Consider the following 15,050-nt stretch of genomic DNA (forward strand, 5'->3'; position numbering starts at 1 on the left):
ACGAGGTTGCTTCCGCCATGACCGAATCCCGCGCGCGTCGCGCCCCGCTCCACGCCCTGCTGACGCTGCTGCTCATCGCGTCGCTGCTGCCGTTCTCCACCGCCGCCGCACCGGCGGCCGCCAGTGACACCGGGCGGATCCCCGACCGGATCCTGGTCAAGTGGGAGAAGGGCACACCCGATCATGCCAAGGCGGCCGCCCGTTCGGCAGTCGGTGCGAAGAAGATCGGTGCCATCGACCCGTTGGGCGTCGACGTGCTCGCCGTTCCGGCCAAGGCGTCACCACGTGCGCTCGCTGCCCTGCAGCGCACGCCGCGGGTCGCCTATGCCGAGCTTGACGCGGCCGTTGAGGCCGAGACCGTTGCGCCCAACGACCCGGAGTGGTACCGGCAGTGGGGGCCGGTCAAGGTGAACGCGCCGCAGGCCTGGGCCGTCACCACCGGCGTGCGCGACACGGTCATCGCCGTCCTCGACACCGGGGTGGCCCCGGTCGCCGACCTGAAGGGCAAACTGCTTCCCGGGCGCAACGTGATGACCGGGACCAGCGACACGACCGACAGCAACGGTCACGGCACGATGTCGGCAGGCGTCGCCTCGGCCAGCACCAACAACGGCATCGGTGTGGCCGGCTACTGCTGGGACTGCGCCATCCTGCCCGTCAAGGTCATGGAGAGCTCGGGCACCATGTCCGACCTCGCCCGCGGCATCGTCTGGGCGACCGACAACGGCGCCGACGTCATCTCCATGAGCCTCAGCGGCGCGAGCGGGACGACCACGGTGCTCGACGCGGTCCGCTACGCCCGCGATCGGAACGTCTCATTGGTGGCAGCTGCCGGCAACCAGGGCGACAGCATCGTCCGCTACCCAGCCGCGTATCCCGAAGTGATCGCGGTGGCGGGAACGATGAGCTCCGACGAGCTCTACAGCTGGTCCAACTTCGGCTCGTGGGTGGACGTGGCCGCACCCGGCCAGAACCGCACCCTCAACAAGGACGGCGCCGTCTTCCTGTACGGCGGAACCTCGTCGGCCACGCCGGCGGTCGCAGGAGTGCTCGGTCTGCTCCGCTCGGCCGGAGCAAGCGCTGCCGCGGCCCGGACCGCGCTGCAGGACGGTTCCGCCCCGCTGAGCGCCGTTCGCTACGGCCGGATCGACGCGAAGGCCGCGTTGGACCTCCTCGGGGCCTCGACGGCGCCCAAGGCACCAGCGCCGGACCCGGAACCCGATCCAGCGCCGGAGCCAGCCCCCGCTCCCACGCCGGAGCCCTCGCCAGCTCCCGCTCCCGCGCCGGACCCCGAACCGGAGCCGACGATCAGCCTGCTGGTGAGCACGTCGAAGCAGAAGGGGCTCAACACGGCGAGTGTTCGCTGGTCGGCCGCGAATGGCTCGCGCGTCGAACTGCGGATCGACGGTCGTGCCACCTCGGTACCGAACAGCGGCTCGTACCAGCACGCCACCGGCCAGCGCGGCAGCACGACGATCACCTACCAGGTCTGCGACCTGTCCAGCTGCTCGAAGCTGGTGACCGCGAGCTGGTAAGCGTCAAAGCGAGGGCCCGCACCGAGATTCGGTGCGGGCCCCAGCGCTGTCTCGTGCGACCTTGTCCTGCTAGAAGGTCGGGTCAGGGACCCAGCGTCCGACATCCAGGTGGATGCCGTAGCAGGTGGTGTTCGTCAAGCCGGTCACCGAGAACGAAGTCTGCGTCGAACTGACGGTCGTCTTCGACGAGAACTGTCCCGGTTGGACGTACTTGAACGTGCTGGGGTTACTCGGGCAGGCGAACGGGTGGATCTTGACATTGTTGGTGACGCCTGCCAGCTCCCACCCGTCGGTGAGTGTGAAGTTCAGGGTCGTCGTGCCGTTCCGCGTGCCCGTCACGGTGCCGATGTTGTGGTGCTGACCAGCGATCAGGTCAGCGCCGCCATCAGCGATGTCAGCCCACGTGGTGTACATGAACCAGTTGTTGGGTGCGCCCTTGGTCCGACGCCACTCCGGACCGAAGCCCGTCGCGGTCTCGCCCGCGAACACCTCGCACTGGACCTCGATCGTCAGCGTCGCGGTGGCGAAGTCGAGCACCACTTCCTCGTCGCCTACCACTTCGGCCTCATTGATGATCTCGTCGCCGACGCAGGCGTCGCCCCGAGTCGGGTAGTCGCTGCGGTCGAAGGTTTCCGAGTACGTGAAGGACTCGGACATGCCCTCCGTGAAGTCGACGGCACACAGGGTCGAGTCGTCGGAGTCGTACTTCAGCCCGAAGCCCGCGTTGGTGTCCGTCACCGTCACGCACGCGTTGACCTCGTCGTCGGGGTCGGTGCCGAATGAGTAGTTCGCTGAACCGGTGCTCTCGAACGGCTCGTCGTCCAGCTCCGGATCGACAGCCGAGAACAGGTAGTCGCCGGAGGCGGTCGCCGTATTCGTGCCGGCCGAGCCATCGGCGACCTCGACCTCGTACGTGCATTCGAAAGCGTCACCCGGCTCGAGAACATGACCACCGGCCAGATCGACCTCGCACTCGACGTCAGCCCCGTCGAGGCCATCATCGACCGAGTCGATGCGGGCATCGGTGTTACCGCCGTTGGAGACCTCGATCGTGCCGTAAACGGTGTAGCCGCCGTCCTCGAACCCCTCGTAGGTCACGTCGACGTCCCACGTGGCGGTCCCGGTGGAGTCGTCACCCGACAAGTAGAGGCGCAGGGTCTCCGGGTCGACGGACTTGTCGATCGACCAGTCGTGCGTCCGGGTGAAGCGCGTGGATGCGGTCTTCTCCACACTCACGTTGCCTTCGGGCACGAACGGTGGCTCGCCTTCAGGGAAGCACCGGCTGAGCAGGTGCTCGCGGGCAGCGTCTGGGTCGTCGTTCCAGAGCGGCCCGTCCCCCCAGTGCATGCCTGGATAGCTGCCCGAAACCGTCTGGTTCCCTTCGCGGTAGGTGTAGTCGAAGGCCGGGATGATGTCGTCCCATTCGGCACGATCGCCAGGGCCCGGTGTGGGATCGATGTCGAAGAAGGTTTGGCCGGCTCCATGGTGCCCGTCATGCCCCTGCCGGAAGATCGCGGCCGGGTCAATCGTGATGACCACGTACGGGTTCGACGTAGAGTGGGTCGCATGACACAGCGTGACCTTGCCAGTCGTCCCATGATTGTCGGGTGTCGCCATGGCCGCTGGTATAGCCAGCATGCTCATCATCAACGCGAGAACGCTGATGAGCGTGAGTGTTCGTCTCATACGTCTCCCCTATCTGTTCTGACTCGCGCCCCAGATGCCGCAAGTGAGCGTGACCCCCGTGGCCCGCCCCATGCGATGATCCGCGGTCCGCGCCAAAGGGGCCACGTCGCGGGACGACGTGTGGATGTGTCGTCTCGCACGTTTGCATCAGGCGGTACCCACATCGACGCGGAGAGATGCGCCCCGCCTCGGAAAGCGGCACCTCTCACGGGCGTCGTGGAACGTTTCGTGGGCTATCGTTCCCGCTCGTTGCAAGGCATGACCGGGAGGCAGCCGTGCCGGGCGATGTACTCGACTCGCGTGTCGACTCGCAGAGCAATGGCTTCAGCCGCAACCGTGATACCAACCTCGCCACGCTCGCGAAGATCGACACTGCACTCGCGGATGCGGTCGCCGGCGGGGGAGGGCACAAACTGGCCCGCCACCGGTCACGCGGCAAGCTCACAATCCAGGAACGGATCGCCCTGCTGTTCGATCCGGGGAGCCCGTTCCTCGAACTGCAGCCGCTGATCGGGTGGGGCAGTGACTTCCACGTCGGTGGCTCGCTGGTGCAGGGCATCGGTGTCGTGTCCGGGGTGGAGTGCCTCGTCACCGGCCCCGATCCCACCGTGAAGGGTGGCGCGTCCAACCCGTACTCGGTCACCAAGGCATTGCGGGGCTTGCAGATCGCGGCCGAGAACCGCCTGCCCGTGATCAACCTGACCGAGTCCGCGGGCGCCGACCTGCGCACCCAGAAGGACATCTTCGTCCGCGGCGGCCGGACCTTCCACGACCTGACCGCGCTTTCGAAGGCCGGGATTCCCACCATCTCGGTGGTGTTCGGCTCCTCGACCGCCGGCGGCGCGTACGTGCCCGGCATGAGCGACTACACCGTCCTCGTCCGCGACCGCTCCAAGGTGTTCCTCGGCGGCCCACCGCTGGTCAGGATGGCGACGGGGGAGGAGGCCGACGAGGAAGAGCTCGGCGGCGCCGTCATGCACGCGAAGGTCTCCGGGCTCGCCGACTACCTCGCCGACGACGAACACGACGCCATCCTCACCGCCCGCCGCATCGTCGGCCACCTGCGCTGGCGCAAGGTCGGCCCACCACCGTCCGAGCCGGCCGACGAACCGCTGCACGATCCCGAGGAACTCCTGGGCATCGCCTCGGCCGACCTGCGCGAGCCGTTCGACAGCCGCGAGGTGCTCGCCCGGGTGGTCGACGGCTCCCGCTTCGAGGAGTTCAAGCGCTCGTACGGCCCCAACCTCGTCACCGGCTGGGCCTCCGTCCACGGCTACCCGATCGGCGTGCTCGCCAACAACGGCGTGCTCTTCAACGCCGAGGCCGAGAAGGGGGCGCAGTTCATCCAGCTCTGCAACCGCATCCCGGTCCCACTGCTGTTCCTGCAGAACATCACCGGCTTCATGGTCGGCACCCACTACGAGCAGGCCGGCATCATCAAGGATGGTGCGAAGCTCATCAACGCCGTCACCAACTCCGAGGTGCCGCACCTGACGCTCATGACGGGCGCCTCGTACGGGGCCGGCAACTACGGCATGTGCGGCCGCGCCTACGACCCGCGGATGCTGTTCACCTGGCCCAACCACCACATCGCCGTGATGGGCCCACAACAGCTCGCGGGCGTGCTGTCGATCGTGGCGAGGTCGGCGGCGGAGAACCGGGGTGAGACCTGGGACGACGCCCAGGACGCCTCGGTCCGCCGCATGGTCGAGGAGCAGATCGAGGAGGAGTCCAACGCCCTGTTCGCGACCGGTCAGGGTTGGGACGACGGCGTCATCGACCCTCGCGACACCCGCCACGTCCTCGGGCTCGCCCTGTCGGCGGTGCACTCCGCCGAGGTCCGTGGCGCCACCGGCTACGGCGTGTTCCGGATGTGAGCGGCCTGTCGAGGGAACCGGTGCGCCTTCCCCGCAAGGTGCTCATCGCCAACCGCGGCGAGATCGCGGTGCGAGTCGCCCGCACCTGCCGTGCCATGGGCACAGCCACGGTCGCGGTGTACTCCGATGCCGACACCCGTGCCCTCCACGTCGAGGTCTGCGACGAGGCCGTCCGCATCGGCGGAACCCGCCCCGCCGACAGCTACCTGCGCGCCGACCTGCTGCTGGCGGCCGCGGAGAAGACCGGTGCCGACGCCGTCCACCCGGGCTACGGCTTCCTGTCCGAGAACGCGGACTTCGCTCGTGCCGTGGTCGCCGCGGGTCTGACCTGGATCGGCCCCCCACCGGACGTGATCGCCGCGATGGGCGACAAGCTCGAGGCGAAACGCCGCCTGGCCGCCGCCGGCGTCCCGGTCCTGCCCGGCGCCGAACTGCCCGCCGACCTCGACGACACCGAGGTGGCCGGCCGGGCCGCAGAGGTCGGCTATCCGCTGATGGTCAAGGCGGCCGCGGGCGGTGGCGGCAAGGGCATGCGGGTGGTCGCGGACCCGGCCGCCCTTGTCGAGGCGGTGGCGGCCGCCCGTCGCGAGGCCGCGTCCGCCTTCGGCGACGACCGGGTCTTCGTGGAGCGCTTCGTCGCCCGTCCGCGCCACCTCGAGGTGCAGGTACTGGCCGACGTACATGGCACCACGGTGCACCTGTTCGAGCGCGAGTGCTCGATCCAGCGCCGACACCAGAAGGTGGTCGAGGAGGCCCCGTCGCCGGCGATCGACGACGCCGTGAGAGCCGCGTTGACGGACGCAGCCGTCGCTGCCGCACGGGCGATCGGCTACGTCAACGCCGGCACGGTGGAGTTCGTCGCCGACGAGGCCGTGCTTGCGCGCCGACGTGACGGCGAGGACGTCGACCGACGTGACGCGTTCGCTTTCCTCGAGGTCAACACGAGGTTGCAGGTCGAGCACCCCGTCACCGAACAGACGGTGCGCCTCCGCACGGCCGCGGCAGACGAACCGCTGGACCTCGTGCGCCTGCAGTTGCTGGTCGCGGCCGGTGCTCCGCTGCCGTTCCTCCAGGACGAGCTGATGCAGGCCGGGCACGCGATCGAGGCCCGCCTGTACGCCGAGTCGCCGGCCGCCGACTACCGACCGTCGCCGGGCGCACTGTCGTTGTTCGAGCCCGCCGGTGCGCCAGGCATCCGCTGGGACACCGGTGTTCGCACCGGCGACCGGATCACGCCCGACTACGACCCGCTGCTGGCCAAGGTGATCGCCACCGCGCCGACCCGCGGCGAAGCAGCGGCACGCCTGGCGGCCGCGCTCGGCGCCACCCCGCTGTGGGCGACCACCAACCGCGACCTGCTGGTCGCGGTCCTGCGCGACGACGCCTTCCTCGCCGGCGACACGACCACCGCCTTTCTCGACGAGCGGTTCGGCGACCCGGCGCTCCGTGAGGCCGCGCCGCCGGACGCCGTGCTGAGCACGGCACTGGCGGCCGCCGGTCTGCACGCGGTGCTCCGGTCACGGGCGGACGTGGTCCCCGCCGGCGTGCCGGTCGGGTTCTCCAACACGATCGGCCTCGGCCAGCAGGTCGACTTCGAGGCACCTGGCCTGTTCGGCGCGGGCCGGGACCGGCGCGCGACCGTCCGCGCCGCGCCCGCCGCGCGGGGAGGCGGGTGGTGGCGCGTCCTGGTGGGCGCATCGGGCGCACCGGGCCAGGTGCAGGCACCGTTGCGCGACGCCGAAGCCTCGGACTGGTTCGTCCACGGCGCCGGTCCCGACCACCTCGAGGTCGAGCACGACGACGGACGTCGGCAGCGGATCACCGTGCGGACCGTCGGCGCCGACGGCGATCCGGACGTCGACACCCGATGGCTGCTCGTCCGGGTCGACGGCAGCTGGGTGCGACTGATCCAGCAGCCTCGGTTCCCGTCCGCGGACGCCGCCGACGAGCCCGGCACCACCACCGCCCCGATGCCCGGCGTCGTCACCACCGTCGCGGTGGCCGTCGGCGACGACGTCTCGCGCGGCGACCTGCTGCTCACCATCGAGGCGATGAAGATGGAGCACCGCGTCGTCGCCGAACACGACGGTCGCGTCGACGCCGTCCACGTCAGCCCCGGCCAGCAGGTCGACGCCGACGAGGTCCTGGCCGTCGTCACGGGCACCGACGACCCCGAGGGCTCGGCGGCAACCTGAAGCCCCAGCCTCGAGGTCGGCGACCCCGAACCCACGGCGGGCGGTCAGCCGAGCATGCGCTCGGCGACGGGCATCAGCACGTTGTCCACCAGCACCGCGTTGAACAGCCCGATCGACAGCACCGCGACGCCGAGGACGGCGACGGTCCCCACGACGCGGGGGCCGGGCTCGCGCGCAGCGGCGACCACCTCGAGCTCGGGCTCGCGGACGAACACCTGCTCGAACAGGCGCAGGAAGTAGATCGCCGTCAGCAGGCTCGAGGACACCACGATGGCGAAGACGGCCCAGTTGCCGGTCTCGATGCCTCCCCACACGAGATAGAACTTGGAGAAGAAGCCGGCCGTTGGCGGGATGCCGACCATCGACAGGCCCATGACGGCGAAGCCGGCCATCGTCCACGGCATCCGTTTGCCGAGCCCGGCGAACTTCGCGATCGTCTTCAGCCCGGTCTGCTGGATGATGCCGCCGGCCACCAGGAACAGGCCGCTCTTCATCACGGCGTGGTTGAGCACGTGCAGCAGCGCACCGACCAGCGCGAGCGGGTTGGCGAGCCCGATGCCGACACCGATGTACCCCAGCTGCGCGACGGTGGAGTAGGCGAGCAGACGCTTGAGGTCGGTCTGCTGGATCGCCAGGATGGAACCCACCAGGATGCCGGCCAGACCGAACCAGGTCAGTGCCGTGCTCACGGGCAGGCCGCGACCGTCGCCGTACGCCGGGCCGAAGACGTCGAACAGGATCCGGATCAGCCCGTAGGCGCCGGCCTTGACCTGCACGGCCGCCAGCAGGGCCGCCACCCCCGGCGGCGAGTAGCTGTGTGCGTCCGGCAGCCAGACGTGCAGCGGGAACAACGCCATCTTCAGCGCCAGGCCGATGACGATCAGCGCCATCGCACCCAGGATCGTGGGCGAGTCGGCCAGCGGCGGGAGCAGCTCGGCCATGTGGGCCATGTTGAGCGTGCCGGTGGAGAAGTACAGGAACCCGACGCCCAGCAGGTACAGGCCGCTGCCGAGGGTGCCCAGCAGCAGGTAGCGCAGCGACGCCAGCACGCCGCGGTCGCCGCCGAGCGAGACCAGCCCGTAGGTCGCGATGGCGTAGATCTCGAGCATCACGAACAGGTGGAACAGGTCGCCGCTGAGCACCACACCCGTCAGACCGGTCAGCAGCAGCAGCGTCAACGGGTACAGCGGCGCCCCGCGGGCAGGCCGCAGGTCGAAGGCGGCCGACACGGGGTAGATGCTGACCAGCAGACCGACGAACGAGATGATGACCGCGAGGTACGCCGACAGCGGGTCGAGGACGTACTCGATGCCGACCGGCGGCGCCCAACCGCCGAGGTCGTGGGTCATGGCGCCGTCGGGGACCACGCGCACCAGTCCGACGACGGCCAGCATCAGCGAGGAGGCAGTCGACACCACCGCGATGGCCTGGGCGGCGGCCGGCCGCCACAGCCCCGCGATCGTCGCGACGACCGCACCGAAGAGCAGGGGCAGCAGGATCAGGATCGGAAGGTTGTTCACGAGCGCCCACCCTCGTCGTCGGGGTGGGGATCGGGTGCGGTGTCCTCGGTGGGAGCACCGAGCGGTTCGCCGCGGCCGGAGAGGCGGTCGGCGATCACCGCCTCGTCGAGGGTCCCGTGCACGCGGTACAGCCGTACCAGCAGCGACAGCGCCACGCCGACGACCCCGACGCCGACCACGATGGCGGTCAGGATCAGCAGGTGTGGCAGCGGGTCGACGTAGGCCAGCGGATCCGACCCGAGCGCGGGATCGATGATGGGCGCCGTCGCGTCGTCCTGGACGCTGCCCTCGATGAAGAACAGGTAGATCGCCGTCGAGTAGATCGTGAGCCCGATGACCTTCTTGACCAGGTCACCCTTGGCCAGGATCCCGTACAGCCCGATCGCGAGCAGCACGAGCACCAGCACGTAGATGTAGCGGGCGAGCAGCAATTCGATCATCGCGCGCCCCGCCCGGTGATGGTGTCGAAGATCAGCAGCATCGCGCCGAACACGGCCAGCCCCACCCCGACCTCGACGATCAGGATGCCGAGGTAGCGCACCCGGGCGGGTTCCATGCCGGCGATCTCGACGGCGCCGTAGTCGAGGAAGGCGCCGCCCACCAGCAGCGGCACCACCGCGACGAACAGGAACAGCAGCATCCCGATGCCAGCCGACAGCGGTCCGGCCGCCGGCGGGAAGATGCGGTAGGCGAGGCGCTCGTCGAGGGTGAGCCGCGGCAGGATCGCGCCAACCGCGACGAACACCCCGCCGGCGAACCCGCCGCCGGGCCCGTAGTGGCCGTGCGCGATCACGTACAGGCCGAACAGCGCGATGAACGGGCTCGCGACGGCGCAGATGACGCGGACGACCTCGGAGGGGTAGGAGCCGGTCATCGCCGTTCCTCCCCGCCGTCGGTGGCGTCGGGCACGATCTGCGGATCGGTGGAGCCGGTCTCGTCCTCCTCGTCACCGCCGCGGCGGATCAGCACCAGGGCGGCGGCGAGCGCGGCCGTGACGATGACCAGCGTCTCGCCGAGCGTGTCCTGGGAGCGGTAGTCGGCCAGGATCGCGGTCACGACGTTGGGGGTCTGCGTCTGCTCGAGGGATCCCTCGATGTAGGCGGTCGCGACGCCGCGGTGGGCGGGGGCGTCGGGGTCACCGCGGTCGGGCAGGTCCACGCTGGCGTAGAGCATCAGGCCGACGAACCCGACGATCAGCGGGATGACGACGAGGCGCCGGCGGGGGTCGGTCCGCGGTTCGGAGCGGCGCGTGGTCGCCAGGATCGCCGCGATGAACAGCACGCCGGTCAGACCCGCGCCGAGCGCCGCCTCGACGAGCGCGACGTCGAGCGCCGACAGCCCGGCGAACAGCAGGGCCGCGAACAGGCTGTAGGCCGACAGCAGCGCCGTGGCCGCCAGCAGGTCCTTCACGTGCAGGGCCAGGATCGCGGTCGCGATCAGGGTGACGAACAGCAGGATGTCGAGAGGGACGATCACGGCTGCGCCTCCTCGTCGGTGGTCGGACCGCTGTGGAGGGCCTGGCCGATCTCGTCGTCGGCGGCCTGCTGGCCCACGGTCTGGACCGGCAGCGCGCCGGCGCGGTGCGCGGCCCGGATCAGGGCGTGTACGGCGGTCGGGTTCAGGATCAGCGAGGCGATCAGGACGAACGCGAGCCGGAAGGCGGCGTCGATCTGCAGCTCGGGACGCAGCAGCAAACCGCCGAAGAGCAGCAGGAGCCCCAGCGTCTCGGACTTCGCGACCGCGTGGGCGCGGGTGTACAGGTCGGGCAGCTTGAGCAGTCCGAGGGTGGAGGCGACCAGGAAGACCATCCCGATCACGATCAGCACGCTGGAGACGACGATCATCGGCGGTCCCCCTTCCGCTCGCCGCCGCGCCCCTCGAAGTAGCGGCCGAGGGCGATGGGGAGCAGGAACGCCAGCAACATGAAGCCCAGGGCGATGTCGAGGAAGAACCCGGGCCGGCCGAGCGCGAAACCGAGCACGACGATGACCACGACCCCGTTGACCGACACGAGGGCGACGGCGACGAGCCGGTCGAACACGGTCGGGCCGGACCAGACGCGGACGAGTCCGGCGACGATGAGCAGCGCGACGACCAGCAGGACGCCGACCAGGAACAGGCTGAGGTCGGCCATCACGGTGCCTCGCTGAGGTCGGGGTCGCGTGGCGGTTCCAGGCGCGGCTCCTCCCACCGCAGCTGCGGGGGGTCGTCGGGTGGGTCGCCGAAGATCCTCGCGATCCGCCGCTGCGTCGCGGCGTTGGCCAGGTCCGCGACGGCCGTGGGGGTGAAGGCGTGGACGGTGAACTCGGCTCCGTCGACGTCGAGGGTCATCGTCCCGGGCACCATCGTGATCGAGGTGGCCAGCATGGTCCGTGCCGCCGGGCTCGACAGGTTGGTGCGGAAGCGGACCACACCCGGCCGCGGGGGGACGCGCGGGTCGAGCACGATGTGGGCGATGTGCACGCCCGCCGCGGGCAGACGGGTGAGCAACCAGCCGACGTAGAGGAGCAGGTAGCCGACGTGCACGTGACGGCGGGTCTTCGCGGCACCGAGGACCGCGTCCAGCAGCGGCAGGCTGTACCAGGTCACGACGGCGGCCGAGACGACACCGAGCACCAGGAACAGCGGGTCGAGGCGCCACGACAGCAGCAGCCAGAAGGCCAGCATGGTGACGAACAGCACGAGGGTGCGCAGCGATCTCATCAGCGGACCACGCTCACGACGAGGACGAGGACGGCGGCGGCGAGCAGGACCGAGCCGAGGGTCCAGGTCGCCGCGACCGGCGGGGGACCGCCCGGCTCGCGCTGGGCGGTGCGTGCGAGCACCGCCGTGCGGGCCCGCACCAGCGGGCCGCGGACCGCGGGTTCGGCCGGCGCGGGCCGGTCGACCGGGTCGCGCCGGTGCCTCGCCCTGCTCGCGGTGTCCCGGACCAGGAGCGGCAGCCGCCGGTACAGCCAATCGGTATCGACGGTGACCATCGCCTTGGCGTGCAACTGGCCGAGGAGCAGGAAGAACGCCAGCGCGGTGAACACCAGGATCTGGCTCTTCTCGAGCACCTTGCCGACCGAGTACGCCTGGTAGTCGACCGGGAACGGCAGCAGGTCGTAGAGCAGGTTCGGGAACAGCCCGATGCCGAAGTTGAGCACCGCACTGAGGCCCATGGCCGCGATCATGGCGCGCGGCACGGCTCCCACGTGGATGTGGTGCCCCTCCTCGTTGGTGCGTGGGCCGACGCCGTCGTGGCCGAACCAGGCCCCGTACGGCAACTTGAGGCCGGTGTGGAGGAACGTTCCGACCGAGGCGATCTGCAGCAGGATGACGAGCCAGATGCGCTCGTCGACGTAGGCACCCTCGACGACCAGTTCCTTCGCGACGAACCCGCTGAAGAACGGCACCGACGAGATCGAGGCAGCACCGACGAGGTAGAGGACCAGGACGGTGCGCATGCGGTTGGCGATGCCACCCAGCGCCGACATCTTGGAACGCCCCGTCGCGTAGATGACCGCGCCGGCCCCCATGAGCAGCAGGCCCTTGTAGAGGATGTGGGCGAAGGCGTGGGCGGTGGCGCCGTTGATCGCGAGCTGGGTCCCGATGCCGACGCCGGCGACCATGTAGCCGACCTGGCTGATGATGTGGTAGCCGAGCAGGCGCCGGATGTCGTTCTCGAGCACGGCGTACACGACGCCGTACAGCGCCATGAAGATGCCGAGCCAGACCAGCACCTCCCAACCGGCGAACCCGCGGGCCAGCGCGTAGACCGCGGCCTTGGTCGTGTAGGCCGACAGGAACACGGTGCCGGCGATCGTCGCCTCGGGGTAGGCGTCCGGCAGCCAGGCGTGCAGCGGGGGGACCGCCGCCGAGATCAGGCAGGCGAGCAGGATCAGGACGCCGCCGGTCGACACGTCGAACCCGCTGAACGTCAGCGACCCGGTGGCGGTGTAGTGCCACACGATGCCGGCCAGCAGCAGCTTGCCGCCCAGCACGTGCATGTAGAGGTAGCGCATGCCGGCCCGGCCGGCGAGGGGGGCGCGACGGGCGAGCACCACGAAGGTGCTCGCAATCGCCTTGATCTCCCAGAACACGAAGAAGGTGATCAGGTCGCCGGCGAACACCACGCCCATCGCCGCACCGGCGTAGGCGAGCGCGGAGGAGCGCTCGCCACGGCTCATGGTCGGCAGCCCGTAGATCCCGGCGATGACGGCCGCGATGCCGAAGATGACCCCGAACGGCCGAGCGAGCCCGTCGACCCGCAGCAGCTCGAGCTGCCAGGCGAACCAGCCCGCTTCGACGCTGGTGCCGAGTTCCAGGCCGGCGAGCGCCGCCAGCGACAACAGCGGCGCGACGATCAACAGGACCTGTCCCACCACCCGCGGAACGAATCGCACGACCACGGCGGCCAGCAGCAGCGGCAGCGCTGGGTGCAGGAGGAGCGGGTTGTCAGCCACCACGCAGGTCCTCCTGGACGTCGGGGGCGACGTCGTGCTCGTAGTAGCCCTCGGGCCGTTCGAGCAGACGCTTGCCGATCCACTTGGAGACCACGACGATGACGACGCAGCCGCCGAAGCCGATCAGCGCGCCGTAGCCCGGGAAGCGGGCGTACTGGACCACGAGGTCGAGCGCGACGACCACCACCAGCGCGATGCCGGTGATCACCCACAACCGCCTGGTGTTCATCGTCCCCCTCCGGTGACCGAACCGGCCACCTCGCCGGCGATCGAGTAGATCCCACCGAGGTCGCCGAGGCCGAGCAGCAGGCCCACGACGGCGGTCACGCACAGCGGCACCACCATCAGCGGCGAGGCCTCGCCGTGGGGGTGCGCACGGGCGTCGTCGGAGAGCGGCTTGAAGAAGGCGCGGTAGACGACGGGGAACAGGTAGCCGGCGGTGAACAGGCCGCTGCCGGCGATGAGTGCGGCGTACACCTGCTGGTCGGCGTCGAGGGCGCCGAGGGTGAGATACCACTTGCTGACGAACCCGCCCATCGGTGGCAGGGCGGCCAGCCCGTACGAGGCGAGCGCGAACGCGGCCATGGTGTAGGGCATGCGCCGGCCGATGCCGTCGAGTTCGCTGACGTAGTCCTTGTGGGCCGCGATGTGGATGGCGCCGGCGCAGAAGAACAGGGTGATCTTGAGGATGCCGTGGTTGACGATGTGCAGCAGGCCGCCCTCGTAGGCGGTCGGCGACAGCAGCGAGAACCCGAGCACGATGAACGCGAGGTGGGCGATGGTGGAGAACGCCAGCCGTCGCTTCAGGTGGTCCTGACGCAACGCGACCACCGACGCGACCGCGATGGTGGTGCCGGCGACGACCGAGAGCCAGCCCTGCACGCCGAGGTCGAGCAGCACGTCGGGGCCGAGGACGAACCCGATGACGCGGCCGAAGGCGAACACGCCGGCCTTGACGACGGCGACGGCGTGGAGCAGGGCGCTGACCGGCGTCGGGGCGACCATCGCGGCCGGCAGCCAGCGGTGCACCGGCATCAGGCCGCTCTTGGTGGCGAACCCGGCCGCGAACAGGGCGAACACCAGCACCGTCAGGCCGGTGCCCATGGTGTCGCCGACCAGCCCGCCGGGTGTGAACGCGAGGTCACCGACGTTGGCGTACACCAGCAGCGTGGCGGCCAGGACCAGGACGCCACCCGAGAGCAGCACCCCGAGGTAGAGCCGACCGGCCGCGATCGCCTTCGCGTCACCCTTGTGGGTGACCAGGGGATAGGTCGCGATCGTGAGCAGCTCGTAGAAGACGAAGAACGTGAACAGGTCGCCGGCGAAGGCGACGCCGAACGCGGTCGCGAGGCACAACGCGTAGAAGGCGTAGAAGCGGGTCTGGTTGGCGGCGCCGTCGCCACGCATGTACCCGATGGCGTACGAGCCGGCGAGCACCCACAGGAACGCCGCCAGCAGCGCGAACAGCATGCCCATGCCGTCGGCCCGCAGCGACAACTCCACGCCGGGCACGAGCCTCCCGAGCGAGGTGGTCGGGACGTCCCCGGCGAGGACGCTCGGCACCAGGGAGACGACGACGCCGAAGGTGACGACCGCACCCACCACGAGCAGGGCATCGCGCAGCGCAGGAAGTCGTCGCGCCAGCACGATGGCGATGGCGGTCACGACCGGCACGCCGACAGCGGCGAGCGGCAGCAGGGAAGCCTGGGGGCTCATGGGCCTCCGGGAGCACGAACACGGCGACGGGGGAGAGCACATCCCGAGGCCGGCGAGGAACGGCCTGGGCGCGTCC

At 70.1% G+C, this 15,050-nt stretch carries 14 protein-coding genes; 3 read left to right on the plus strand and 11 right to left on the minus strand.

All coding sequences use genetic code 11. The annotated features are described in order from the left end of the window. Nucleotides 1–17: 17 nt before the first annotated feature. Entirely contained in the window at nt 18–1,535 is a 1,518-nt protein-coding gene (locus ACERMF_RS16160) for a S8 family serine peptidase (RefSeq protein WP_373670173.1), read from the plus strand. Nucleotides 1,536–1,604: 69 nt separating this feature from the next. On the opposite strand, the gene ACERMF_RS16165 is transcribed toward ACERMF_RS16160, so the two are convergent. Beyond that, nucleotides 1,605–3,221 (minus strand): hypothetical protein, encoded by a 1,617-nt coding sequence (locus tag ACERMF_RS16165; protein ID WP_373670174.1) that lies wholly within the window; start codon nt 3,219–3,221, stop codon nt 1,605–1,607. A 275-nt stretch (nt 3,222–3,496) separates the two neighbouring features. On the opposite strand from ACERMF_RS16165, the gene ACERMF_RS16170 reads away from it, so the two are divergent. Then, nucleotides 3,497–5,098: an acyl-CoA carboxylase subunit beta gene (locus tag ACERMF_RS16170; RefSeq protein WP_373670175.1), complete on the plus strand. Its 1,602-nt coding sequence runs from the start codon at nt 3,497–3,499 to the stop codon at nt 5,096–5,098. A 20-nt stretch (nt 5,099–5,118) separates the two neighbouring features. Further along, nucleotides 5,119–7,293, plus strand: a complete 2,175-nt coding sequence (locus tag ACERMF_RS16175) for a biotin carboxylase N-terminal domain-containing protein (protein ID WP_373670176.1) — start codon at nt 5,119–5,121, stop codon at nt 7,291–7,293. A 44-nt stretch (nt 7,294–7,337) separates the two neighbouring features. Here ACERMF_RS16175 and ACERMF_RS16180 read toward each other — a convergent pair whose 3' ends face one another. Genes ACERMF_RS16180 through ACERMF_RS16225 form a run of 10 tightly spaced genes read right to left on the minus strand, consistent with a single transcriptional unit; the run spans nt 7,338 to nt 14,974 of the window. After that, complete coding sequence (locus tag ACERMF_RS16180) at nt 7,338–8,813, minus strand: complex I subunit 5 family protein (protein WP_373670177.1); 1,476 nt, start codon at nt 8,811–8,813, stop codon at nt 7,338–7,340. After that, on the minus strand, nt 8,810–9,253 hold the full coding sequence (locus ACERMF_RS16185; protein WP_373670178.1) for a cation:proton antiporter subunit C: 444 nt from the start codon (nt 9,251–9,253) through the stop codon (nt 8,810–8,812). Before ACERMF_RS16185 ends, ACERMF_RS16180 begins: the two co-directional genes overlap by 4 nt. Next, nucleotides 9,250–9,687 carry an MnhB domain-containing protein gene (locus ACERMF_RS16190; protein WP_373670179.1) on the minus strand — a complete coding sequence of 146 codons (438 nt, stop codon included), beginning with the start codon at nt 9,685–9,687 and terminating at the stop codon, nt 9,250–9,252. The genes ACERMF_RS16185 and ACERMF_RS16190 overlap by 4 nt, the downstream gene beginning before the upstream one ends. Beyond that, complete coding sequence (locus tag ACERMF_RS16195; RefSeq protein WP_373670180.1) at nt 9,684–10,289, minus strand: DUF4040 domain-containing protein; 606 nt, start codon at nt 10,287–10,289, stop codon at nt 9,684–9,686. Before ACERMF_RS16195 ends, ACERMF_RS16190 begins: the two co-directional genes overlap by 4 nt. Then, nucleotides 10,286–10,657: a monovalent cation/H(+) antiporter subunit G gene (gene mnhG, locus ACERMF_RS16200; RefSeq protein ID WP_373670181.1), complete on the minus strand. Its 372-nt coding sequence runs from the start codon at nt 10,655–10,657 to the stop codon at nt 10,286–10,288. Before mnhG ends, ACERMF_RS16195 begins: the two co-directional genes overlap by 4 nt. Continuing rightward, entirely contained in the window at nt 10,654–10,947 is a 294-nt protein-coding gene (locus tag ACERMF_RS16205) for a monovalent cation/H+ antiporter complex subunit F (RefSeq protein ID WP_373670182.1), read from the minus strand. The genes mnhG and ACERMF_RS16205 overlap by 4 nt, the downstream gene beginning before the upstream one ends. Continuing rightward, entirely contained in the window at nt 10,947–11,516 is a 570-nt protein-coding gene (locus tag ACERMF_RS16210) for a Na+/H+ antiporter subunit E (RefSeq protein ID WP_373670183.1), read from the minus strand. Before ACERMF_RS16210 ends, ACERMF_RS16205 begins: the two co-directional genes overlap by 1 nt. Continuing rightward, on the minus strand, nt 11,516–13,258 hold the full coding sequence (locus ACERMF_RS16215) for a Na(+)/H(+) antiporter subunit D (RefSeq protein ID WP_373670184.1): 1,743 nt from the start codon (nt 13,256–13,258) through the stop codon (nt 11,516–11,518). Before ACERMF_RS16215 ends, ACERMF_RS16210 begins: the two co-directional genes overlap by 1 nt. Next, nucleotides 13,251–13,487 (minus strand): hypothetical protein, encoded by a 237-nt coding sequence (locus ACERMF_RS16220; protein ID WP_373670185.1) that lies wholly within the window; start codon nt 13,485–13,487, stop codon nt 13,251–13,253. Before ACERMF_RS16220 ends, ACERMF_RS16215 begins: the two co-directional genes overlap by 8 nt. After that, complete coding sequence (locus ACERMF_RS16225) at nt 13,484–14,974, minus strand: complex I subunit 5 family protein (protein WP_373670186.1); 1,491 nt, start codon at nt 14,972–14,974, stop codon at nt 13,484–13,486. The genes ACERMF_RS16220 and ACERMF_RS16225 overlap by 4 nt, the downstream gene beginning before the upstream one ends. Between the last annotated feature and the right edge of the window lie 76 nt (nt 14,975–15,050).

This window comes from Egicoccus sp. AB-alg6-2 (genome assembly GCF_041821025.1).
Lineage (GTDB): Bacteria > Actinomycetota > Nitriliruptoria > Nitriliruptorales > Nitriliruptoraceae > Egicoccus.

Coding starts and splice junctions, on each gene's coding strand:
- ACERMF_RS16160 (WP_373670173.1), top strand. CDS start 18: ATGACCGAATCCCGCGCGCGTCGCGCCCCGCTCCACGCCCTGCTGACG.
- ACERMF_RS16165 (WP_373670174.1), bottom strand. CDS start 3,221: ATGAGACGAACACTCACGCTCATCAGCGTTCTCGCGTTGATGATGAGC.
- ACERMF_RS16185 (WP_373670178.1), bottom strand. CDS start 9,253: ATGATCGAATTGCTGCTCGCCCGCTACATCTACGTGCTGGTGCTCGTG.
- ACERMF_RS16190 (WP_373670179.1), bottom strand. CDS start 9,687: ATGACCGGCTCCTACCCCTCCGAGGTCGTCCGCGTCATCTGCGCCGTC.
- mnhG (WP_373670181.1), bottom strand. CDS start 10,657: ATGATCGTCGTCTCCAGCGTGCTGATCGTGATCGGGATGGTCTTCCTG.
- ACERMF_RS16205 (WP_373670182.1), bottom strand. CDS start 10,947: ATGGCCGACCTCAGCCTGTTCCTGGTCGGCGTCCTGCTGGTCGTCGCG.
- ACERMF_RS16210 (WP_373670183.1), bottom strand. CDS start 11,516: ATGAGATCGCTGCGCACCCTCGTGCTGTTCGTCACCATGCTGGCCTTC.
- ACERMF_RS16220 (WP_373670185.1), bottom strand. CDS start 13,487: ATGAACACCAGGCGGTTGTGGGTGATCACCGGCATCGCGCTGGTGGTG.
- ACERMF_RS16225 (WP_373670186.1), bottom strand. CDS start 14,974: ATGAGCCCCCAGGCTTCCCTGCTGCCGCTCGCCGCTGTCGGCGTGCCG.